Annotated in this window: 19 protein-coding genes and 1 pseudogene; 11 read left to right on the top strand and 9 right to left on the bottom strand. The window is 65.9% G+C overall.

What is annotated here, in order from left to right; all coding sequences use genetic code 11:
- Positions 1–44: 44 nt before the first annotated feature.
- Entirely contained in the window at positions 45–2030 is a 1986-nt protein-coding gene (locus AC19YT_RS06405; RefSeq protein WP_500609955.1) for an alpha-1,4-glucan--maltose-1-phosphate maltosyltransferase, read from the bottom strand.
- 376 nt (positions 2031–2406) lie between these two features.
- On the opposite strand from AC19YT_RS06405, the gene AC19YT_RS06410 reads away from it, so the two are divergent.
- Positions 2407–2691 (top strand): hypothetical protein, encoded by a 285-nt coding sequence (locus AC19YT_RS06410; RefSeq protein ID WP_095108282.1) that lies wholly within the window; start codon positions 2407–2409, stop codon positions 2689–2691.
- Position 2692: 1 nt separating this feature from the next.
- Complete coding sequence (locus AC19YT_RS06415; protein WP_095108281.1) at positions 2693–2896, top strand: hypothetical protein; 204 nt, start codon at positions 2693–2695, stop codon at positions 2894–2896.
- A gap of 71 nt (positions 2897–2967) precedes the next feature.
- On the opposite strand, the gene AC19YT_RS06420 is transcribed toward AC19YT_RS06415, so the two are convergent.
- Positions 2968–3240 carry a DUF1652 domain-containing protein gene (locus AC19YT_RS06420; protein ID WP_095108280.1) on the bottom strand — a complete coding sequence of 91 codons (273 nt, stop codon included), beginning with the start codon at positions 3238–3240 and terminating at the stop codon, positions 2968–2970.
- Positions 3241–3517: 277 nt separating this feature from the next.
- On the opposite strand from AC19YT_RS06420, the pseudogene AC19YT_RS06425 reads away from it, so the two are divergent.
- The 5 genes and pseudogenes from AC19YT_RS06425 to AC19YT_RS06445 form a co-directional block, all read left to right on the top strand.
- Positions 3518–4027: pseudogene (locus tag AC19YT_RS06425) on the top strand (DNA polymerase ligase N-terminal domain-containing protein); the annotation flags it as partial.
- Positions 4028–4047: 20 nt separating this feature from the next.
- Entirely contained in the window at positions 4048–5091 is a 1044-nt protein-coding gene (locus AC19YT_RS06430; protein ID WP_500609956.1) for an acyl-CoA dehydrogenase, read from the top strand.
- On the top strand, positions 5088–5861 hold the full coding sequence (locus tag AC19YT_RS06435) for a PIG-L deacetylase family protein (RefSeq protein WP_095108277.1): 774 nt from the start codon (positions 5088–5090) through the stop codon (positions 5859–5861). Before AC19YT_RS06430 ends, AC19YT_RS06435 begins: the two co-directional genes overlap by 4 nt.
- On the top strand, positions 5858–6457 hold the full coding sequence (locus AC19YT_RS06440; RefSeq protein ID WP_500609957.1) for a class I SAM-dependent methyltransferase: 600 nt from the start codon (positions 5858–5860) through the stop codon (positions 6455–6457). Before AC19YT_RS06435 ends, AC19YT_RS06440 begins: the two co-directional genes overlap by 4 nt.
- Entirely contained in the window at positions 6454–7110 is a 657-nt protein-coding gene (locus tag AC19YT_RS06445; protein WP_095108275.1) for a glycosyltransferase family 2 protein, read from the top strand. The genes AC19YT_RS06440 and AC19YT_RS06445 overlap by 4 nt, the downstream gene beginning before the upstream one ends.
- An 89-nt stretch (positions 7111–7199) precedes the next feature.
- Here the strand turns inward: AC19YT_RS06445 and AC19YT_RS06450 are convergent, their stop codons facing one another.
- The gene (locus AC19YT_RS06450) at positions 7200–7955 is read right to left on the bottom strand and encodes an alpha/beta hydrolase family protein (RefSeq protein WP_500609958.1); all 756 of its coding nucleotides are present in this window, start codon (positions 7953–7955) and stop codon (positions 7200–7202) included.
- Positions 7939–9048 carry a DUF3182 family protein gene (locus AC19YT_RS06455; RefSeq protein ID WP_500609959.1) on the bottom strand — a complete coding sequence of 370 codons (1110 nt, stop codon included), beginning with the start codon at positions 9046–9048 and terminating at the stop codon, positions 7939–7941. The genes AC19YT_RS06450 and AC19YT_RS06455 overlap by 17 nt, the downstream gene beginning before the upstream one ends.
- 170 nt (positions 9049–9218) lie before the next feature.
- Here AC19YT_RS06455 and AC19YT_RS06460 point away from each other — a divergent pair, with 170 nt between their 5' ends.
- From AC19YT_RS06460 to AC19YT_RS06475, 4 genes are read left to right on the top strand one after another with little or no spacing between them, the layout of a single operon-like run.
- Complete coding sequence (locus tag AC19YT_RS06460; protein ID WP_095108272.1) at positions 9219–9833, top strand: Yip1 family protein; 615 nt, start codon at positions 9219–9221, stop codon at positions 9831–9833.
- Positions 9834–9849: 16 nt separating this feature from the next.
- Positions 9850–10599, top strand: coding sequence for an endonuclease/exonuclease/phosphatase family protein (locus tag AC19YT_RS06465; protein ID WP_500609960.1), 750 nt, complete (start codon positions 9850–9852; stop codon positions 10597–10599).
- Positions 10596–11786: a cardiolipin synthase ClsB gene (clsB, locus tag AC19YT_RS06470; protein WP_095108271.1), complete on the top strand. Its 1191-nt coding sequence runs from the start codon at positions 10596–10598 to the stop codon at positions 11784–11786. The genes AC19YT_RS06465 and clsB overlap by 4 nt, the downstream gene beginning before the upstream one ends.
- The gene (locus tag AC19YT_RS06475) at positions 11783–12736 is read left to right on the top strand and encodes a lysylphosphatidylglycerol synthase domain-containing protein (RefSeq protein WP_500609961.1); all 954 of its coding nucleotides are present in this window, start codon (positions 11783–11785) and stop codon (positions 12734–12736) included. The genes clsB and AC19YT_RS06475 overlap by 4 nt, the downstream gene beginning before the upstream one ends.
- On the opposite strand, the gene AC19YT_RS06480 is transcribed toward AC19YT_RS06475, so the two are convergent.
- The 5 genes from AC19YT_RS06480 to AC19YT_RS06500 all read right to left on the bottom strand — a co-directional run bounded on the left by AC19YT_RS06480 (position 12726) and on the right by AC19YT_RS06500 (position 19765).
- Entirely contained in the window at positions 12726–14354 is a 1629-nt protein-coding gene (locus AC19YT_RS06480) for a methyl-accepting chemotaxis protein (protein WP_500609962.1), read from the bottom strand. The genes AC19YT_RS06475 and AC19YT_RS06480 overlap by 11 nt on opposite strands.
- 369 nt (positions 14355–14723) lie before the next feature.
- A complete protein-coding gene (uxuA, locus tag AC19YT_RS06485) occupies positions 14724–15896 on the bottom strand; it encodes a mannonate dehydratase (RefSeq protein WP_500597851.1) in 1173 nt (390 codons plus the stop codon).
- A gap of 19 nt (positions 15897–15915) precedes the next feature.
- Positions 15916–17355: a mannitol dehydrogenase family protein gene (locus tag AC19YT_RS06490; protein ID WP_500609963.1), complete on the bottom strand. Its 1440-nt coding sequence runs from the start codon at positions 17353–17355 to the stop codon at positions 15916–15918.
- A 27-nt stretch (positions 17356–17382) separates the two neighbouring features.
- Positions 17383–18663: an MFS transporter gene (locus AC19YT_RS06495; RefSeq protein ID WP_500609964.1), complete on the bottom strand. Its 1281-nt coding sequence runs from the start codon at positions 18661–18663 to the stop codon at positions 17383–17385.
- 70 nt (positions 18664–18733) lie between these two features.
- Positions 18734–19765: a Zn-dependent oxidoreductase gene (locus AC19YT_RS06500; RefSeq protein ID WP_095108265.1), complete on the bottom strand. Its 1032-nt coding sequence runs from the start codon at positions 19763–19765 to the stop codon at positions 18734–18736.
- Positions 19766–19828 lie beyond the last annotated feature (63 nt).

The raw sequence follows: 19828 nt of genomic DNA on the forward strand, positions 1-19828 counted from the left end.
AAGACTCCTGCTGGTCGGGGAAAAAAGCGTGCGAGGGCGAAGGGCTAAAGGGTTTCCAGGCGCCAGATACCGAACGGCTGGTGCCAGGGTTCGATGCGCATCCACTGGGTCTTGCCATACCAGGTCCAGGTGTGGCCGTTCATCAGGTCCACGCCCCGGGTGTGGGCGTCGTCGGGCAGGCCCAGGCGCCACAGCGGCAGCTCGAAATGCGCCTCCTGGGCGTTGTGCGGGTCGAGGCTGACGGCCACCAGCACGTAGTGGCTGCCGTCGGGGCTGCGCTTGCCGAAATACAGGATCTGCTCGTTCCAGGCGTTGAACAGCTCCAGGCCCAGGTGCGTGTGCAGCGCCGGGTGCTGGCGGCGGATACGGTTGAGCTGGGCGATCTCGGCGATGATGTTGCCCGGCGCACTGTAGTCGCGGGGGCGGATCTGATATTTCTCCGAGTCCAGGTATTCCTCCTTGCCCGGCACCGGCGCCGCCTCGCACAGCTCGAAACCGCTGTACATGCCCCACAGCCCCGACCCCATGGTTGCCAGCGCGGCGCGGATGAGAAACCCGGCGCGGCCACTGTCATGCAGGAAAAACGGGTTGATGTCCGGGGTGTTGACGAAAAAGTTCGGCCGGTAGCACTCGCGCCATGGCGACTGGTTGAGCTCTTCGAAGTACGCCGCCAACTCGGCCTTGGTGTTGCGCCAGGTGAAGTAGGTGTAGCTCTGGGAATAACCGACCTTGCCCAGGCGCGCCATCATTGCCGGTGTGGTGAAGGCCTCGGCGAGGAAGATCACCTGCGGCTCGCGGGCGCGCACATCGGCGATCAGCCATTGCCAGAACGGCAGCGGCTTGGTGTGGGGGTTGTCGACGCGAAACAGCGTGACCCCTTCGGCCACCCAGCCCAGTACAATGTCGCGCAGGGCCAACCACAGGCCGGGAACGGCGTCGGCGGCGTAGAAGTCGACGTTGACGATGTCCTGGTACTTTTTCGGCGGGTTCTCGGCGTAGCGGATGCTGCCGTCCGGGCGCCAGTTGAACCAGCCCGGGTGCTCGGTGAGCCAGGGGTGGTCCTGGGAGCACTGGATGGCGAAATCCAGGGCGATTTCCAGGCCATGCTCGGCGGCAGCGGCCACCAACCGGCGAAAATCCTCGCGGCTGCCCAGTTGCGGGTGGATCGCCTCGTGCCCGCCCTCGGCGCTGCCAATGGCGTAAGGGCTGCCGGGGTCGTCGGGGCCGGCCGTGAGGGCGTTGTTCGGGCCTTTGCGGTGAAGGCGGCCGATGGGGTGGATGGGCGGAAAATACAGCACATCGAAGCCCATATCACGAATCATCGGCAAGCGTTGCTGCACGTCGTTGAAGGTGCCGTGGCGGCGGGCGTCGTCGGTGCTGGAGCGGGGAAACAGCTCATACCAACTGGCGAACTGCGCCCGCTCACGCTCTACATCCAAGGCGAAATGCGGGCTACGGCTCAGGTACGCCTGCACATCGGCCTGGGCCATCAGGGCTTGGGTGGCCGGTTGCAGCAGCAGGGCCACTTGCTCATCGGCAGGTGACTGCCCGAGCCGCTGGTGCACGCTGGCCAACTGCTCGGCCACCTCGCCGCTGCTGCGTTCCCGGGCCAGGCGCAGGTGTTCGCGCCCCTCTTGCAGCTCCAGATCCACGGCCACCCCGGCGAAGGCTTTTTTTTCCAACTCATGGCAAAAGCTCAGGTAACGGTCGATCCAGGCTTCTATATAAAAGCCGTACAGCCCAGGCTCGCCGACCGCAAAGCCACCCTGCCAGGCGTTATTGCCCAGCTCCGTCAGGGCTGCGCCCTGCCACGGCCCCGCGCCCGGCCCACACCAGCGCACCACCACTGCCAATTGTTCATGGCCGTCGGCGAATACCGTGGCGCTCACCTGCACCTCCTGCCCGGCCACGGCCTTGGCGGCGAAGTGGCCGCCGTCCAGGGTGGGCATCACGTTTTCGATAGCGATGCGCGGCAGCAACAAGGCCTCGGACAGGGACAAGGGTTCAAAACGTGCTTGATCTTCAGCCATCGAACATCGCTCCTTCACGCCCGCAGACGCTTTGGGTGGGTTATGCAGGCGCTGGCCGAGCCGCCTAAGTTCCGAACCGGTGCGCACGTTAAAAGTTCAGCGCAATTGCCCTTGGCCGACCAGGCGGAACCTGGCGATGCAGTTAGCAGGCCAAGGCCCGGATGGCGCCAGGGCCCGGCGAACAATCGAAATAATCGATTCAACTGAGTGAAAATTCCGCGCCAACCGAACCAATTTTCACAGGTTAATTTTTGCAGTCCGCCCCGCGCCGCCGCAGTCACAGCTTTAACCGTGGCACCGAACGCCCGGTACTCACCGCCCAAAGCGCCCCTGGCACCGCCACGCGAAGGGATCTTGAAAAGGTAAGGAGGATGCAATGCTTGCCCACGACGCGCTGTTCACCACCCCCACCTGCCGGGCCTTTGCCCTGGAACAGAACCACCGCCTCTTCCACCAGGCCAACGCCCTGAGCCAGTGCGCCCTGGACCTGCTGGACGCGCCCACGCTCGACGCCGAGGCGTTCGCCCACTACCAAGCGCTGCGGCGCAAGGCCGACCTGAAGTTCGCCGAAGCCATCGACCACTTGCGCCTCATCCAACAATCGCCGCGCATGCGCGCCGTGCAACTGCGCGAACGCAGCGCCGTTGCACAGGAGGCTTGAGATGGATGCCCAGAGCAAAGCCTGGCAACTGGCGATGGCCCTGATTGCCAGCGGCAAGATGCCGTTCGACATTGGCAACCCGCAAGGTTCGATCAAATGGCTTAACGGGCAGTTGCACGTGTTGGCGGCGTTGTTGGAAGAGCCAGCGGCGGCGGGGCAAGTGGTGGAGTTGCGCCAGCGGCGCAAGCGGTGCTTGGAGCCGTAGACGCCTGGCGTGCCAGCGATGGCGGTCTTGAGATCGCCATCGCGAGCAGGCTTAGCTCCCACAGGGCAGCGCTAAAGACTGCGCAGCGGCATACCCGCCTCATCGCCCGAGCGCTGGCTCAAATCCATGCGTAAATCCGCCACCAACGCGGCCAGCGCCTGTTGGCTGGTTAATGAATCAATGGCAATCCCCGTCACCGTCAACACCACGCTATGGCCGTCCTCGGCATAAAACTGCACTGTGAACGAGCGGTTATCCGGCGACGTGCACACACAACGCTGGGGCAAAAAAGCCGACTCGATGATTTGCCGCAACTCCAACTGGGAAATTCCAGGGTGGGTCATGTCGTCCCTCCAAAAGGTCAGAAAACAACACAATGTGCACAATTTAGGCTCACGACATTTAGGTGCATGGGCAACGGCACTAGTTCAGAAAAAATCCTGCCCCTCTGCTTCACCTGCTGTAGCAAGCGGGCTCGCCGGCGCTGGGTGCGCAGCGCCCGTTCCAGCAATGCGGCGCCTGGACTTTTTGACGACCGCTATGCCCCCTTGCGCAGGCAGGCTCGCTTGCTACGAATCCGATTGAACTCCGCTAACGGCCACGTCTCACAGAGCTTAAGAGCCGTGTCCATCATCGAGGTCTTTCATGTCTACCCCCGCGCAAAGGCTGCGTTACTGCATCCAGAAACACGGCGCCCGCCAGTTGCATTACGACTTGCGCCTGGAGCTGGGCGGTACGCTCAAGAGTTGGGCGATCCCCAAGGGCCCCGCCCTGGACCCCACCGTGCGCCGGCTAGCGGTACAGGTGCCTGACCACGACCTGGGCTATGCCGATTTCGAAGGCCGCATCGCCCCCGGACAGTACGGCGCCGGCGATGTGATCGTCTGGGACCGTGGCACTTGGCAGCCCGAGGGCGACCCCTTCACCGCCTACGCCCAAGGCCAACTGCGCTTCACCCTGCATGGCCTCAAGTTGACCGGCCAATGGCGCCTCTACCGCACCGGTCTGCCCGGCAGCAGCGAGCAATGGCTGTTGGTCAAAGCCCGCGACGCCGCCGCCCGCCCCCTCAGCGAATTCGATGTGCTGCACGCACACCCCAATAGCGTTATCAGCGGCCGCGCGCTGCAACCCGCCCTTAAGGAGATTGACCGATGACCTCGCTACAGGCCGACGACGAACCACGCCTCCAGGCCTCCCTCGAAGCGTTCGCCTCGCGCCCCGTGCCCCTGGAGCTCGACACCCCGTTACAGCGCATGATGCAGAGCTGCGTCGACTGCGGCCACGCCGATTTGCCCTTGCCCGGGCGCGGCCACACGCTCGCCCGTTGGCGGGCCCTGGCGCGGATCGGCGGCACTGACCTGGCCCTGGCCAAGCTCTTTGAAGGCCACACCGACGCCAAGGCGATCCTCGCCGAATTGCACGCTCGCGCAGTGGATAAGCCCGGGATCTGGGGCGTGTGGGCCGCCGAGCCACCCAGCGCCCGGGTGCGTATCGTCGGTGCGGACGGCGACAGGGTGATGCTCGAAGGCGTGAAGGCCTGGTGCTCCGGAGCCTTGCAAATCGACCACGCGCTGCTCACCGCTTGGGATCAGGACGACCGCCCGCAACTGGTGGCCGTTTCCCTCGACCAACCGGCCTTGAGCATGCACAGCCTGGACTGGCAGGCCCGCGGCATGGCCGGCACCGCCAGCGTCAACGTCGCCCTGCAAGGGGCCATCGGCCAGCCTGTTGGCGCCAGTGGCGAGTACCTGCAACGGCGCGGCTTCTGGCATGGCGGTGCGGGGATTGCTGCGTGCTGGTACGGCGCGGCGCAAGCCCTGGCCGAATACCTGCGTAAAGCCTGTGGCGGGCGTTCCCCCGATGCCCACGCCGAGGCGCACCTGGGCGCCGTGGATGCCGCCCTTTGCGGTGCCGGCGCCGCATTGCGCGAGTGCGCGGCGTGGATCGACGCCCATCCGCAAGCCGACGCCGAGCTCATCGTGCGCCGCACCCGCGCCCAGGTCGAAAGCGCCGTCGAGCAGGTGCAGCGGCACGTCGGCCGGGCCCTGGGGGCGACGCCCTTCTGCCGCAACCCGCACTTCGCCCGTTTGAGCGCCGACTTGCCAGTGTTCATTCGCCAAAGCCACGCCGAGCGTGACCTTGCCGAATTGGGCCGCCAGCAGGCCCGCCCCAGCGCTGTGAGCTGGAACCTATGAGCGGCGTCAACGCCCGGGACAACCCGATCCGCGGCCCCGGCACATCGCTGGCGCAATGGCAGGCCTCGCGCGCCTTGCAAGCGGTGCCAACCATCACCGCACAACTGCTGTTGCCGCACGACGGGCGGCTGGTGGTGGTTGCACCGCACCCCGATGACGAGGTGCTGATGTGTGGCGGCTTGCTCAGCCGCTTTGCCGGCCAGGAAGAGCAGCTGTTGCTGGTTTCGGTGACCGATGGCGAAGGCAGCCACCCGTGCTCGCTGACCTGGCCCGCCAGCCGTCTGCGCCAGGCCCGGCCCTTGGAAAGTGCCCATGCCCTGGAGCGGCTGGGCCTGCACCTGCCCGGCCTCGATTGGCGCCGCCTGGGCTTGCCCGATACGCAGGTACCGGCCCTGGAGGGTGCATTGACCGAACAACTGCAAGGCCTGTTGCGCCCCGGCGACCGGGTGCTCACCACCTGGCGCCACGACGCCCATTGCGACCATGACGCGGTAGGTCGCGCCTGTGCCGAGGCCGCCCGGCGGTGCGATGCGCGGCTAATGGAAATTCCCGTATGGGCCTGGCACTGGGCCGAGCCAGAGGACCGTCGCTTGCCCTGGCTGCGCGCCCGCAAGTTGATGCTCGACCCGCAATGCCTGGCCCTTAAGCGCCACGCCATCGCGGCGCATACCAGCCAACTGAGCCCGGACGCCACCACCGGCGCGGCACCTGTTTTATCCCCCGCGGCGCTGGCGCGCCTGTTACAACCCTTCGAGCTGATCTTTCTATGAGCCTACCCGCCGACTACTTCGAGCAACTGTTTAACGACAGCCCAGACCCTTGGGCCTTTCGCCAACGCTGGTACGAAAAGCGCAAACGCGACCTGTGCCTGGCCAGCCTGGGGCAGCAGCGCTACCCCCGGGTATTCGAGCCGGCCTGCGCCAATGGCGAACTGAGCTTGGCCCTGGCCGAGCGCAGCGAGCACTTGCTGTGCCTGGACGCCAGCGCCACCGCCGTCGACCTTACCCGCCAGCGCCTGCACGCCCTGCCCCATTGCCGTGTGCTCCACGGTTACCTGCCGGACGACTGGCCGCCGGGGCAGTTCGACCTGATCGTGCTCAGTGAAGTGGGCTACTACCTGGATACCGAGCACTGGCGCCGCACCCTGGAGCACGCGGTGGCCAGCCTGGCGGTGGACGGGACCCTGCTGGCCTGCCACTGGTTGCACCCGATCGCCGATTGCCCGCAAACCGGGCACCAGGTCCATGCCTTGCTCGCGCGCCACTTACCGTTGCACCGGGTGGTGCGCCATGAAGAACCCGACTTTCTGCTGGAACTGTGGTGCCGCCAACCCTCTGCCATCGACCTGAACGAGCACACCCTATGATCGGCGTCGTCGTCCCTGCCCATAACGAACAAGCCCTGCTCGGCACCTGCCTGGCGGCCTTGAACAACGCTGCCCGCCACGCCGAAGACGCCGGGGAAGAAGTCCAGATACTGGTGGTGCTGGACGCCTGTAGCGACGGCTCCCGGGATATTGCCCTGGCCTGTGGCGTGCAGACCCTGGAGGTGCAGCGTGGCAACGTCGGCTACGCCCGGGGCGCGGGCGCCGCCTATATGCTCGAGCGCGGCGCCCGCTGGCTGGCCTGCACCGATGCCGATAGCACGGTGCCCGCCGATTGGTTGCTGCACCAACTGGCGTTCAAGGCCGACGCCGTGTGCGGTACGGTGCGAGTCGATGAGTGGCAGGCCGAGCATTCGGTGGCGGTGCGCCAGCGCTACCAGGGCCTGTATCACGACAAAGACGGCCACCGCCATATCCACGGCGCCAACCTGGGCGTGTGCGCCAAGGCCTATCGCCGCGCCGGCGGCTTCGCGCCCCTGCCCGCCCATGAGGATGTGCACTTGGTCCAGGCCCTGCAAAAGACCGGGGCACGCATCGTCTGGACCGCCGCCAACAGCGTGAGCACCAGCAGCCGCCTCGACTGCCGTGCCCGAGGCGGGTTTGGCGACTACCTCAAGTCCCTGGCCCAAATGTAGTTGTGGGCCTGGCTTGCCCGCGATGGCGGTCTTGAAATCGGCAGCGGCCAAGCTCCACTGGGGGGTTGTGCCGCATCAGCCAGCTCGGCTCACGGCGCGGGGTTGATGCTCAGCCGTTCGCCCACGACCATCTCCGTCACCCAGTCCACCAGCATCGAGGTGTAGGCCTCTTGGGCGACTTCGTTGGTGAGGCTGTGGTCGGCGTCGTCGATGATGCGGTGGGTCAGGGAGTGAGTCTGCTGGAAGGCGGCGCGGTAACTCATGATCGTGGCGTGGGGCACGTGTTCGTCGTGCTCGGATTCTACGATCAGTACATCCCCGCGAAACGCTGCGCAGGCCCGCAAGGCGCGGTTGCCGGTGGCGTCGATGTGGCTGGCGCGGTACTGCATCAAATCCTCGCGGTTGAGTTCGCGCTTGGCCAGGTGCCAATCCTCGTCGCGGTAAATGGCCGGCACCCGCAACGCCAACCAGCGCACCTTGCGCATCTGGCTCAGGAGCGTGGCCAGGTAGCCGCCATAGCTGGTGCCCACCACCGCCACGGCCGAGGTGTCGATGGCCGGGTGCGAGAGCAAATGATCGTAGGCGGCCAGCAGGTCGCGCAGGTTGTCTTCGCGGGTGACGCTGGCCTGGCGGTCGTTGAAGGCGCCGTGGCCGCGCAAATCGAACGTCAGGCATACGCAGCCCAGGCCGGCGATACCTCGGGCGCGGTTCAGGTCACGCTCCTGGCTACCGCCCCAGCCGTGGACGAACAACACTCCCGGCACCTTGGCCTTGGGGCTCAGAAACGTGCCGGCGATGGTGTCTTGCTCCACCCGGATGCGGGCCGGTTCACTGTTGGCGGTCATCGGCATCCACCTCGGCGTATTTGAGAAGAAAGCCGCCACGGGTGTCACGGCCCCGGAACAGCACCCGAGCCTGTGCGGGGGCGTCCTGTTCGGTGTGGACTTCATGGGTGCTGGCGCACAGGGTATTGCGCGTTGGCTGCTCGACAAAGGCCTGCAATGCCGCCAGTTCCGCGCCCGTGGCACCGCCAACGCGCCAGGATTGCTCGAGTACGCCGACCTTCTGCTGGCCATCGGCGCCGATGCCCTGGACCACGTCATAGTTGCGCCGCGAGGCGAAAAACCCAGGGAAGCTCAAAGCCGCGGCAGTGTCGTAAGTGCGGGCGTATTCCACGGCGCGGCGCACGTCGGCGGCCAGGTCGCGAGCCAGCAGATCGACGTAGTCGCCGCGCACCACAGTCAGTCTGGAACCGGCGTAGACGCACTCGCCGCGGCCGTTGCGGGTTTGGAACTGCTCGCCGAAATAGGTCATCAGCAGGCCGTCCACCAGGGTCTGGCCGACACTGTGGGTGATCGCTTGCTCCAGATTCTCTTCCAGCACGATACCGGCGGCGCAGATGGCAGGGCTCAGCCCCGCTAACCATTGCTTCAGGTCCTGGCCATTGCGCAGCAGCGCCTGGCCCTCGCCGCCACAGGCCTCGACCAATTTGACCCGCAGCACACCCCGAGTCAGGCCCTCGGCGGCGGCGCGGCGGGCGTCGCCCAGGTCGAACACCGTCACCCCGGGCAGCACCACGTCGCGCACCCGCTCGGCAAACTGCGGGTTCCAGCCTGCCGGCACGCCTGTGCCTTCACTTATCAACGGGTGGGAAATCGCCTTGGTGGCAATGAAGCCGTGCTGCACATAACCGCCCAGCAGGTCCTCGGCGCCATCGATGGCCAGTTGTTCGCGCTGGGGGCCGACGAGGGTCTGAGTGGGCACGAAATACAGGCCCGGGTGCCCTTGCGCGGCCGGTTGCCAGGGCCCGTCGAAAGGCCAACCGAGAATCTCGGCCAGCCACCGGGCCTGGGCCAGGTTGGTTTGCACTTCGTGCTCGGCGGCGGCAGGGTTGACGTTATAGGCCACCACCCGTTTGTGCGGTGAATGCGGGGGCATGGGCATGACTCCATTGCAGGGGCAAGTAAAGCAGCCGACCGCCCGGCGCCGCGGTTGGTTCGCCAAGGCCGATCAATGGCGCACCGCTGGCGCAAAAAACTTGAACCCTTGCCAACGGCCTCCCTCCATAGGCTTAAGGCCCTGATGGGCATCGACACGCGGAGGCAGCCATGAAACCCCACGTAATTCGACTCTTTAGCGAACCCGAACAAGCCTGGACACAAATCCGTACCGAAGAAGAACAGCATCCGCGCCATTACCTTCTGCACCTGCTGCTCTGGGCGCTGCTGCCAGCAGCGTGCCTGTTCGTGGGGATCGCCTTTGTCGGCTGGAGCCTGGCCGAAGACGAAACCGTGCGGGTCAGCGTGCGCAGCGCCTTGCAACTGGCGGTGCTGCTGTACTTGGCGACCCTGGTGGGGACCTTGCTGATGGGCGCTTTCATCCGCTGGATGTCGCGCGCCTTCGAGGCGCGCCCCAGCCTGAACCAGTGCATCGGTTTTGCCGCCTACACCGCCACGCCCTACTTCCTCGCAGGCATCAGCGGCCTGTACCCCAGCCGTTGGCTGGCAGTGGCGGCGTTGCTGGTGTCCAGCGTCTATGCCACTTACCTGCTGTTCGTCGGTTTGCCCAAGTTCATGCGGCTCAATCAGGACCGAGGCTTGCCCTACGCTGCCTCAGTGTGGGGCCTGGGCCTGTTGGTGCTGGTGACCATTCTGGTGGGGATGATCCTGTTCTGGTTCAACGTGCTCAACCCTGAGTACATTCGCCCGGTGACGCAGCCATGAACCGCAAGGGCCTGCGATGAACGCCGTGGCCGCGCCCGGGCGCCTGCGTATCCTCACGGTCAACACCCATAAGGGGTTTGGCCAGTTCAACCGGCGCTTCGTGCTGCCGCAATTGCGTGACGCAGTGCGCGAGGTGTCGGCGGACCTGGTGTTCCTCCAGGAAGTGCTCGGCGAGCACCGCCAGTGGGCCGGGCGCCACCCCGAGTGGCCGAGCACGCCGCAGTACGAGTTCCTCGCCGACACCGTGTGGCCGCAGTTCGCCTACGGGCGCAACGCGGTGTACCCGGCGGGCCACCATGGCAATGCGCTGCTGTCCAAATACCCGATTCGCAGCCATCGCAACCTGAACATCTCCAGTGCCGGCGGCGAAGAACGCGGCCTGCTGCATGCGCTGCTGGACGTGGGCCGGCCGCTGCACGCGGTGTGCGTGCACCTGGGCCTGAGCGAAACCCAGCGCACCGCGCAACTGCACCTGTTGTGCGCGTTGCTCGACAGCCTGCCGGCCAATGAACCGGTGATCGTCGCCGGCGACTTCAATGACTGGCGCCAACGGGCCGACGCCGTGCTGGGCTGCTGTGGCCTGCGCGAAGCGTTCGTCCAGGCCCATGGCGTTGCGGCCCGCAGCTTCCCGGCGCGCTGGCCGCTGCTGCGCCTGGACCGCATCTATGTGCGCCACCTGCAACTGCATGATCCACGGGTGCTGGGCCGACGCCCGTGGTCGCATTTGTCCGACCATTTGCCGCTGAGTGTGGAGGTGATCCTGTGAGCTATCCCTGGCGCGACGGCAACCGTGTGCACCTGCTTATCAATGGCGAGGCGTATTTCCCCAGCCTGTTCGAGAGCATCGGCCAGGCCCGCACGGAGGTGCTGCTGGAAACCTTCATCATTTTCGAGGACGAGGTCGGCCAGCAGTTGCAGCACGCCCTGATGGCAGCGGCCCGGCGTGGCGTGCGGGTGCAGATCATTGTCGACGGCTTCGGCACCGACCTGAGCCGCGACTACGTGGCGCGCCTCAACGAGGCCGGGGTCACGGTGCACTTGTATGACCCGCGCCCGCGCCTGCTGGGGATGCGTACCAACCTGTTCCGCCGCATGCACCGCAAGATTGTGGTCGTCGACGGGCAAGTGGCCTTTGTCGGCGGCATCAATTACGGCGAAGACCACCTCGCCGAACGCGGCGGCATGGCCAAGCAGGATTACGCGGTCAAGCTCCAGGGCCCGGTAGTGGCCGACATCCGCCAGGCCAGCCTGGCCCTGCTGCAACAGGCCGGGGCTACGGCCCCTGAGCCCCCGGCACAAGCCGATGGCGTTTCGGCGCGCCTGGTGCTGCGCGATAACGAACGGGCGCGCACCGCCATCGAGGTGCAATACCTGCAAGCCATTCGCAGCGCCCAGCGACGGCTGGTGATCGCTAATGCCTACTTCTTCCCGGGCTATCGCTTGTTGCGGGAATTGCGCAACGCCGCCCGGCGCGGGGTACGGGTGCAACTGATCCTCCAGGGCCTGCCGGACATGCCCCTGGTCAGCCTGCTGTCGCGCCTGCTCTACGACTACCTGCTGCGTGAAGGCGTGCAGATCCACGAATACTGCCAGCGCCCGTTGCACGGCAAAGTAGCCCTGGTGGACGAACAATGGGCCACTGTGGGTTCGAGCAACCTCGACCCGTTGAGCCTGTCGTTGAACCTGGAGGCCAACGTGCTGATCCGCGATGGCGCATTCAACCAGCACCTCTACGCGCATTTGCAGGAACTGGCCCAGGAGCAGTGCACCGCCGTCAGCCGCAAGCTGTCGCGTCGGGGCTATTGGTGGCGGGCGCCGCTGATCTTTCTCGGCTTTCACTTTTTGCGCCACTTCCCGCGCTTCGTGGGCTGGTTGCCGGCCCATTCGCCCCGGCTCAAATCCCTGTTCGCCCGGCCACGGGCCCGACGCGGCGCGGACCGCACCTCAGCATGAGCCCCCAGCGCTGGCGCCGGGTGCGCCGGGCCCTGACCTTAGGCCTGTTCGTGGCGGTGTGCGGGCTGATGTTCATGCTCATCAAAACCCTGGACTGGCAACAGGTGCGCCAGGCCCTGATGCAGTACCGCCCCGCCACCCTGCTCCTGGGGCTGGGCCTCAGTGCCTTGGGCTACGCCGTGTTCAGCAGTTTCGATGTGCTGGGCCGCTACCACGTGGGCCATGGCTTGCCGGTGCGGCGGGTGTACCCGATTGCCTTTGTCTGCAACGCGTTCAACCTCAACCTGAGTTCCTGGGTCGGTGCCATTGCCCTGCGTTATCGGCTGTACTCGCGCCAGGGCCTGAAGACCGCCGATATCACCCGGGTACTGACCTTGAGCCTGATAACCAACTGGTTTGGCTACCTGCTGCTGGCCGGGGTGCTGTTTTGCCTGGGCCTGCCGCGCTTACCCGCCAGTTGGGGGGTGAGCAGCACCCTGCTGCGGGTGATAGGCGTAGCGCTGTTGCTGCTGGGCCTGGCGTACCTAATGGCCTGCCGTTTCGCCACGCGGCGCGCGTGGCGCTGGCGCAGCCAGGAACTGACCTTACCGAGCTGGCGCCTGGCCCTGCTGCAAGGGGTGTTGGGGGCCAGCAACTGGGCGCTGATGGCCTTGCTGATCTACACGCTGTTGCCGGCCGGCGTGGCCTACCCCAATGTGTTGGCGACCCTGATGATAAGCAGCGTGGCCGGGCTGATTACCCACATCCCGGCGGGCCTTGGGGTGCTGGAAATGGTGTTCGTCGCCCTGCTGCGCGGCGAGGTGAAAACGGGCGCCATCATCGCCGCGCTGATCGCCTACCGCGCCCTGTATTACCTGCTGCCGCTGGCGCTGGCGACCCTGACCTATTTGGTTTTGGAGCGCCAAGCGACAAGTGAGAAGCGGCAAGCGGATTCGACGGCTAGACCTTGAAGCGGGCGACGGTCTGGTTCAGTTCGCCGGCCATTTGCGCCAGTTCATCCCCCGCCACCTGGGTGTGACGGGCGCCCAGCAATACCTGCTCGGACAGGCTGCGGATGCCCATCAGGTTGCGGTCCACCTCGCGGGCCACCAGGGCCTGTTCTTCGGTGGCGCTGGCAATCATCAGGTTGCGCTCGTTGATCTGCGAGATGGACTGGGTGATCTCCTCCAGCGCCTCGCCGGAGCGACGGGCGATCTGCAAGGTGGCCTGGACCAGTTGGCTGCTGTCGTGCATCGCGGTCACGGCGTGGCCGGTGTCGAGGCGGATATTGCCGATCATCTGCTCGATTTCCGCGGTGGACACCTGGGTGCGATGGGCCAAGGCCCGCACTTCATCGGCCACCACCGCGAAGCCACGGCCGGCGTCCCCGGCGCGGGCCGCTTCGATGGCGGCGTTAAGGGCCAACAGGTTGGTCTGCTCGGCGATGCTGCGGATCACTTCCAGCACGGTGCTGATGTCCTGCACCCGCGCGGCCAGTTGCTGGATGCGTGCCGAGGTTTCGACCACGCCATCAGCCAGGGCGCTGATGGAAGCCACGGTTTCCCCGACCTGGGCGCGGCCGCGTTGGGCGGTCTGCTCCGACAGGCGCGAAGCTTCACTGGTGCTCACCGCGTTGCGCGCCACCTCGTCCACTGCTGCCGTCATTTCGTTGACCGCCGTGGCTGCCTGCTCGATCTCTTGACCTTGCAGTTGCAGGTTGGCGGTGGTCTGGCCGCTGACGGTGCTCAGTTCCTCGGAAGAACTGGCGACGCTGTCCACGCAGGCGGCAATCTGCTTGACCATGGTGTTGAGGTTGTCCTGCATGTGCTGCATGTGCTGCATGTTGCGCATCACACTGCCTGGCGCGCTGCCGGCCACGGGCACGGCGATGGTCAGGTCGCCTTCGGCGATCTGGTTCAGCACCCGTGCCGCTTGGTCCGGTTCACCGCCCAACGGCCGAGTGACGCTGCGGATCACCAGTGTGGCGACACCGATCACCGCCGCCAGGCACAGCACGAACAGGCCCAGCATGTTCAGCCGCGCACTGTTGTAGAGGCTCTGGGCGACCTGTTCGCGCTCGACGAAAATCCGCTCCTGCAGGGCCATCAGCGCATCCAGGCTCTGGTACACCTGCTGCTCTGCGGGCATCACCTGCTCCTGCAACTGGGCCATGGCAGCGGCTTTGTCGCCCTGGCGAATCGACGCCTGCACCTGGGTGAACGCCGCTACATAGGCCTCGCGGTGGCGCTTGAGTTCGGCGAACGCGGCCTGGCCTTCAGGCAGGTAGAACAGCGGCTCCAAAGTGGCCAGGGCCTGGGTGATGCGCTGCTTGGTGGTGTCGATGCGTTGCTGCACTTGGCCGTTGTCTGCGCCAATGAGCAAATCGCGGGTGCTCTTGCCGTTGTCCCGCACCCCGGTGGCGATCAGCATCAGCGGCTCGATTTTCGGCCAATCCTGCTTCACGATCACCACGGCCTGCTCCTTGAGCGTCGCCAGGTCGTTCAAGGCGTAGAGGGCAATGCCCGACATGGCCAGCGGTGCCATGGCAAAACCCAGCATGATGCGTTGCGCAGTACTTAATGTGGCCATTTCAAATGCTCCTTGGTGAAACCCGGCCGGCGGGCGGCGCATTTGAAAACGGATGTACCCCAACGCCTTGCTTGCACTCTAGCCCCCCGGATCGATTCATGTACGCGAATATGCCGCGTCATTTTAATTGAACGATCAATCAAGTCCTTGACCGGAGGCATTTTTTACGAAGATTGACGTCAAGAAAATGGCTGAGCGGGCATCAGACACCCACCCTTTATGGGGGCCGGGCGGCGCTGCGCTTGCCCGCGATAGCGGGGGTGGGGCTGGTAGAGATGCAGCGCCGGTACTGGCCTCATCGCGGGCGGGCCCGCTCCCACAGTGCAGTGGCAGTGTTTTCTTGTGGGAGCGGCAGTGTTGTCCCTGTAGTCAGTGCGCCGCGCGCACCGCCAGTTCGACCCCGCGGATTTCCGCCAGGCCTTTGAGGCGGCCGATCAGGGAGTAGCCGGGGTTGCTGTGGCGGTGTTGGTCGTCGAGCAGTTGATGGCCGTGGTCCGGGCGCAGGGGCAAGCGCGGGCCGCCTTCGCGTTCGCGGCGGCGTTCTTCGGCCACCAGGGCGCTTATCACGCCGACCATGTCCACGTCGCCGCCCAAGTGGTGGGCTTCGTGGAAGCTGCGCGGGTCCGCTTCGCGGCGGGTGGAGCGCAGGTGGGTGAAGTAGATGCGCGGTGCGAACTGCTTGGCCATGGCCACCAGGTCGTTGTCGGCGCGCACGCCGTAGGAGCCGGTGCAGAACGTCAGGCCATTGGCCGGGCTCGGCGCGGCGTCCAGCAGCCACTGCGCGTCGGCGGCGGTGGAAAGAATGCGCGGCAGGCCCAGCAGCGCCCGCGGCGGGTCGTCCGGGTGGATGGCCATGCGCACGCCCACCTCCTCGGCCACCGGGATCACTTGGCGCAGGAAGTGCCCCAGGTGCTCGCGCAATGTGCTTTCGTCGATCTGGGCGTAGGTGGCCAGCAAGGCGCGAAAATCTTCGAGGCTGTAGTGCTCCTCGGCGCCCGGCAGGCCGGCGATCAAGGTGTTGACCAGGGTTTGGCGGCCCTCCTCGCTCAGTTGCGCGAAGTAGGCCTGCGCTTGGGCAATATCTTCGCCGCTGTACTCGGCCTCGGCGCCGGGGCGCTTGAGGATGAACAGGTCGAACGCGGCGAACGCCGTCTGGTCAAAACGCAGGGCCCAGCCGCCGTCTTCCAGCTCGAAAGCCAGGTCGGTGCGGGTCCAGTCCAGGATCGGCATGAAGTTGTAGCAGACGATATCGATACCGCAGGCGGCCAGGTTGCGCACGCTCTGCTGATAGTTGGCGATGTATTCGTCGCGCCGCCCGCAGCCGCGTTTGATGTCCTCGTGCACGGGGATGCTCTCGACCACCGACCAGGTCAGGCCGGCGGCTTCGATCATCTGTTTGCGCGCCGCAATGGCGTCCACCGGCCACACCTGGCCGTTGGGAATTTCATGCAGGGCGGTGACGATCCCGGTGGCTCCGGTCTGGCGCACATCGGCCAGGGAGATCGGGTCTTGGGGGCCAAACCAGCGCCAAGTCTGTTCCATGTGATGTTCCTTTTTGTTGTCAGGCGTGAGCGTTCAAGAGTTGGGGCAGGCCATCGCGCGCCAGGGCGGCGTAGGCCTGTTGTACGGCGTCGCGCAACGCGGGGCGCTCGGCCAGTTCCAGCGCGAATACATCCCGCAGGTCGAGAAAGGCGTCCACCAGCGCCGCGCCCTGCCAGCGTGCGGCGAGGTCGGCGTAGGTGGCGTGCAACGGGTCGTTGGCAAGGGGCGCGGCGGCGCCGGGCAAGGCCTGGGTACAGCAACGGATCCACGCCGCCACGCCCAAGGCCGTGCAGGCAATGCCGCGGCCCTGCTCAAGCAGGTGCTGCGCGCCGTGCAGCCAGCGCTGGGGCAGTTTTTGCGAACCGTCCATGGCGATCTGGCGCAAGGGGTGTTGCAGGCTGTCGTTGGCAAACCGCGCCAGCAACTGGTTGGCGTAGGTGGGCAGGTCGATACCCGCGGACACAGCCAGGGTGGGCGCCGCTTCGTCCAGCAGGTAGCGGCGGATGAAACGGGCCAGCGCCGGGTCGGCGATGGCCTCGCACACGGTGCGGTGGCCCGCCAGCAGACCGACATAGGCCAGCAGGGAATGGCTGCCGTTGAGCATGCGCAGTTTCATGGTCTCGAAGGGCTGTACATCCGCGACCATCTGCACGCCTTCGGCCTCCCAACCTGGGCGGCCGAGGGGGAAGTGGTCCTCGATCACCCATTGGCTGAAGCTTTCGCACACCACGGCGGCGCGGTCGGCGCAGCCCAGTTGCTGTTCCAGGTGCGTGAAGGCATCGGCGTCCATGGCCGGGACGATGCGGTCGACCATGCTGCTGGGGAACGCCACTTGGGTGTCGATCCACTGCGCCAGGTCCGCGTCCTGAGCCCTGGCCAAGCCGCTGACGGCGGCGCGGGTGCGCTGCCCGTTGTCGGGCATGTTGTCGCAACACAGCACCGTAAAAGCCGGGGTGCCCGCCACGCGGCGCCGGCGCAAGGCTTCGAGGACGATGCCCGGGGCGCTGCGCGGCGCCTGGGGGTGGGCCAGGTCATGGGCGATGACCGGATCGTCGAGGCGCAACTGGCCGTTGGCCGGGCTCAGGCAGTAGCCCTTTTCGGTGACGGTCAGAGTGACGATGCAGGTGGCGGGCGCGGCCATGCGTTGCAGCAGGCGCTCCAGGTCCTGGCCGCCCTCGCCCACGTACAGGGCTTCGCGCAGCACATTGATCTGGCGCAGCGTCGCCTGTTCGCGGTCGCAGTACTCGGCCACATGGTAGGTACAGGCTTGATCGCGCAGTTGCTCGACCAAGGCGCTGTTGCTGCGCAGGTTGGCGCTGCACAGGCCCCAGCCGCCCTGGCCGTGGCGGTTGTGGTGGCGTTGCAGGTACACCGCCTGATGGGCGCGGTGGAACGCCCCCAGGCCCAGGTGCACGATGCCGATGGCGGGGGCCGGCGTGGCCGCAGGCACGACTGGCATGGCGTCTCTCCTTTTGCTCACGACGGCTCAGGCCGTGCGGGGCTTGAGGCTGGCGTGCGCTGCGGTGTTCGCGTCGCTGGGCGCCAGAGGTTTGACATAGCGTGCCACACACACTGCGCCGATTACGGTGAGCAGCCCGGCCAGCAGGAAGGCACTGGTGAACGAGCCGGTGAACTGCACCAGAAACCCGGTCAGGGTCGGGCCGATGATGCCCGAGGTGTTGGCCAGAAAGTGCATGAAGCCACTGACCCCGCCGACCCGCGCCGCCGGCACGGTGTCCTGGATGATCGCCCAGTAGATCGCGCCGGTCAGGTACAGGAAGAACACCGCCAGGGCGACCAGAATCACCGCCGGGTAGAGGGTGGTCACCAGCCCGGCGAAGCCGATGCAGGCGGCGCAGGCCAGCAGGCAACTCACCAGCACCACTTTGCGCGAGAACATCATGCGCCCGGTCTTCTTGAACACGAAGTCGGAGATGAACCCGCCCAGGGCCAGGCCGAGGAAGCCCAGCAACCAGGGGATGACGGTGGCGATACTCATGTCCTTGACATTCAGGCCATGGGCCATGGTCAGGTAGCTGGGGAACCAGGTCAGGAAGAAAAACAGTGTGTAGTTATAGGAAAAGAACGCCAGGGAGGTGAACAGCACGGTGGGCTGCTTGAGGTAATAGCGCAGCGGCTGCATGGCCAGGCTGGCGGTTTCGCTCTGGCCTTCGGCGTCCTGGATCTCTTGCGCCACCTGGCCGGTGGGCTTGTCCTTGACGAACTTGTACCAGACCGCCGCCCAGATCAGGCCCACCAACATAATGATGATGAACGACACCTTCCAGCCGTAGCTGATGGCGATAAAGCCCACCACCGGCCCGGAGATGGCGCCGCCCAGGGGCGTGCCCGACATCGACGAACCCAGGGCCCGCGCCCGTTGGCGCGGGGTGTACCAGTTGTTGACCATTTTGCTGGTGGTCACGGCCAGCGGGCCTTCGCCCATGCCGAACAGGATGCGGATCAGCACCAGCGAGGCGAAGCCCACCGTCAGCACGGTCAGGCCGCTGAACAGCGACCACAGCACCATGGCCAGCAGCAGCGTGGTCTTGGCGCCGTAGCGGTCGGCGGCCCAGCCACCGATGAAGTTGAACGCCGCGTAGCCAACGAAGAAGCTGCTGAAGATCATGCCCATTTCACCCGTGGTCAGACCGTAGTCCTTCTGGATGAATGGGGCCGCCACGGACAGTGCCGAGCGATCCAGGTAATTGATGACGCCTGCCAGAAACAGCATGACGATGACTAAGGTACGACCTTGACCAAACATTGAAACCTCCCGCGTTCTTGTTGTATTCGGTGAGGGTGCCCGGTGGGGGCACGCGGCGCTTTTGTAGCGCTTAAGGGTGAGCGTCGCTCAGTTGCACCAGCACCTTGCGGGTCTGCTCGGGGTGTTTCTCGATCAGCTCGATGGCCCCCGGCATGTCGTCGAAGGTCACGCGGTGGCTAATCATTGCCTGGACCTGCAACTGGCCGCTGGCGATCAGTTCGATCACCCGCGGGAACTTGCGGTTGTTCAGGCGTGAGCCCACCAGGGTCAGTTCCTTTTTAATCATCTCCAGTTGCACCAGATCGCTGGGCACCGCGTTGAAGCCCAGCAAGCCGATACGCCCGGCCGGCGAGGCCAGGCGCACCATTTGCGGCATCAGCGCCGGGATGCACGCGGCATCGACAATCAGCGGCACGCCTTCGCCGCCGGTGAGGGCCTGCATGCTCGCCTCGACGTCCACCTCCTTGCCGTTGAGGGTGCGGCTGGCGCCCAAGGCGCGGGCGGTGTCCAGCCGCGCGTCGAGCACGTCGGTAACGGTGATGTCGGTCAGCCCCAGGGCGCGGGCCATTTGCACCAGGGTCAGGCCGATGACCCCGGCGCCGTAGATCAGCAGGCTGTCGCCAGGGTGGGGTTGCATGCGGTCGAGCACGTTGAGGGCGATGGAATAGGGTTCCACCAGCGCCGCGTGGCTCAGCGGCATGCCGTCGGGCAGGCGATGAGCGTTGCTGGCGGGCACGCAGACCTGTTCGCTGAAACCGCCGTCGCGGTGCACGCCGATCACTTGCAGGTGGGTGCAGACGTTGGGCCGGTTAATGCGGCACGGATAGCAGGTGCCGCAACTGATGACCGGGTCGATGCACACCCGGTCGCCGACACTGAGGTGGCTGACGCCCTCGCCCACCTGGCGCACGACGCCGGAGAACTCGTGGCCGGTGACCCGGGGGAAGCGCACGAAAGCGTTCTGGCCATGGATGATGTGCATGTCCGAGCCGCAGATGCCGGCGTACGCCACGTCCACCTTGACTTCACCGGCCGCCAGTTGCGGCGCGTCCACCTGGGCCAGGCCGAATTCAAACGGTGCTCGCACTTGAAAAGCTTTCATCGGGTAACTCCTGTCAGGACGTGACGCCCCGTTTCTTGTAGTTATTGAACAGTCGTGCAACAG

This window comes from Pseudomonas sp. MF08875 (genome assembly GCF_059862525.1).

Bases quoted from the DNA above. Each gene is read 5' to 3' on its own strand.
- AC19YT_RS06445 (WP_095108275.1), top strand. From the start codon at position 6,454: ATGATCGGCGTCGTCGTCCCTGCCCATAACGAACAAGCCCTGCTCGGC.
- AC19YT_RS06440 (WP_500609957.1), top strand. From the start codon at position 5,858: ATGAGCCTACCCGCCGACTACTTCGAGCAACTGTTTAACGACAGCCCA.
- AC19YT_RS06410 (WP_095108282.1), top strand. From the start codon at position 2,407: ATGCTTGCCCACGACGCGCTGTTCACCACCCCCACCTGCCGGGCCTTT.
- AC19YT_RS06420 (WP_095108280.1), bottom strand. From the start codon at position 3,240: ATGACCCACCCTGGAATTTCCCAGTTGGAGTTGCGGCAAATCATCGAG.
- AC19YT_RS06465 (WP_500609960.1), top strand. From the start codon at position 9,850: ATGAACGCCGTGGCCGCGCCCGGGCGCCTGCGTATCCTCACGGTCAAC.
- AC19YT_RS06430 (WP_500609956.1), top strand. From the start codon at position 4,048: ATGACCTCGCTACAGGCCGACGACGAACCACGCCTCCAGGCCTCCCTC.
- AC19YT_RS06490 (WP_500609963.1), bottom strand. From the start codon at position 17,355: ATGCCAGTCGTGCCTGCGGCCACGCCGGCCCCCGCCATCGGCATCGTG.
- AC19YT_RS06480 (WP_500609962.1), bottom strand. From the start codon at position 14,354: ATGGCCACATTAAGTACTGCGCAACGCATCATGCTGGGTTTTGCCATG.
- AC19YT_RS06475 (WP_500609961.1), top strand. From the start codon at position 11,783: ATGAGCCCCCAGCGCTGGCGCCGGGTGCGCCGGGCCCTGACCTTAGGC.
- AC19YT_RS06450 (WP_500609958.1), bottom strand. From the start codon at position 7,955: ATGACCGCCAACAGTGAACCGGCCCGCATCCGGGTGGAGCAAGACACC.
- AC19YT_RS06405 (WP_500609955.1), bottom strand. From the start codon at position 2,030: ATGGCTGAAGATCAAGCACGTTTTGAACCCTTGTCCCTGTCCGAGGCC.
- AC19YT_RS06460 (WP_095108272.1), top strand. From the start codon at position 9,219: ATGAAACCCCACGTAATTCGACTCTTTAGCGAACCCGAACAAGCCTGG.
- AC19YT_RS06500 (WP_095108265.1), bottom strand. From the start codon at position 19,765: ATGAAAGCTTTTCAAGTGCGAGCACCGTTTGAATTCGGCCTGGCCCAG.
- AC19YT_RS06495 (WP_500609964.1), bottom strand. From the start codon at position 18,663: ATGTTTGGTCAAGGTCGTACCTTAGTCATCGTCATGCTGTTTCTGGCA.
- AC19YT_RS06455 (WP_500609959.1), bottom strand. From the start codon at position 9,048: ATGCCCCCGCATTCACCGCACAAACGGGTGGTGGCCTATAACGTCAAC.
- uxuA (WP_500597851.1), bottom strand. From the start codon at position 15,896: ATGGAACAGACTTGGCGCTGGTTTGGCCCCCAAGACCCGATCTCCCTG.
- AC19YT_RS06435 (WP_095108277.1), top strand. From the start codon at position 5,088: ATGAGCGGCGTCAACGCCCGGGACAACCCGATCCGCGGCCCCGGCACA.
- AC19YT_RS06415 (WP_095108281.1), top strand. From the start codon at position 2,693: ATGGATGCCCAGAGCAAAGCCTGGCAACTGGCGATGGCCCTGATTGCC.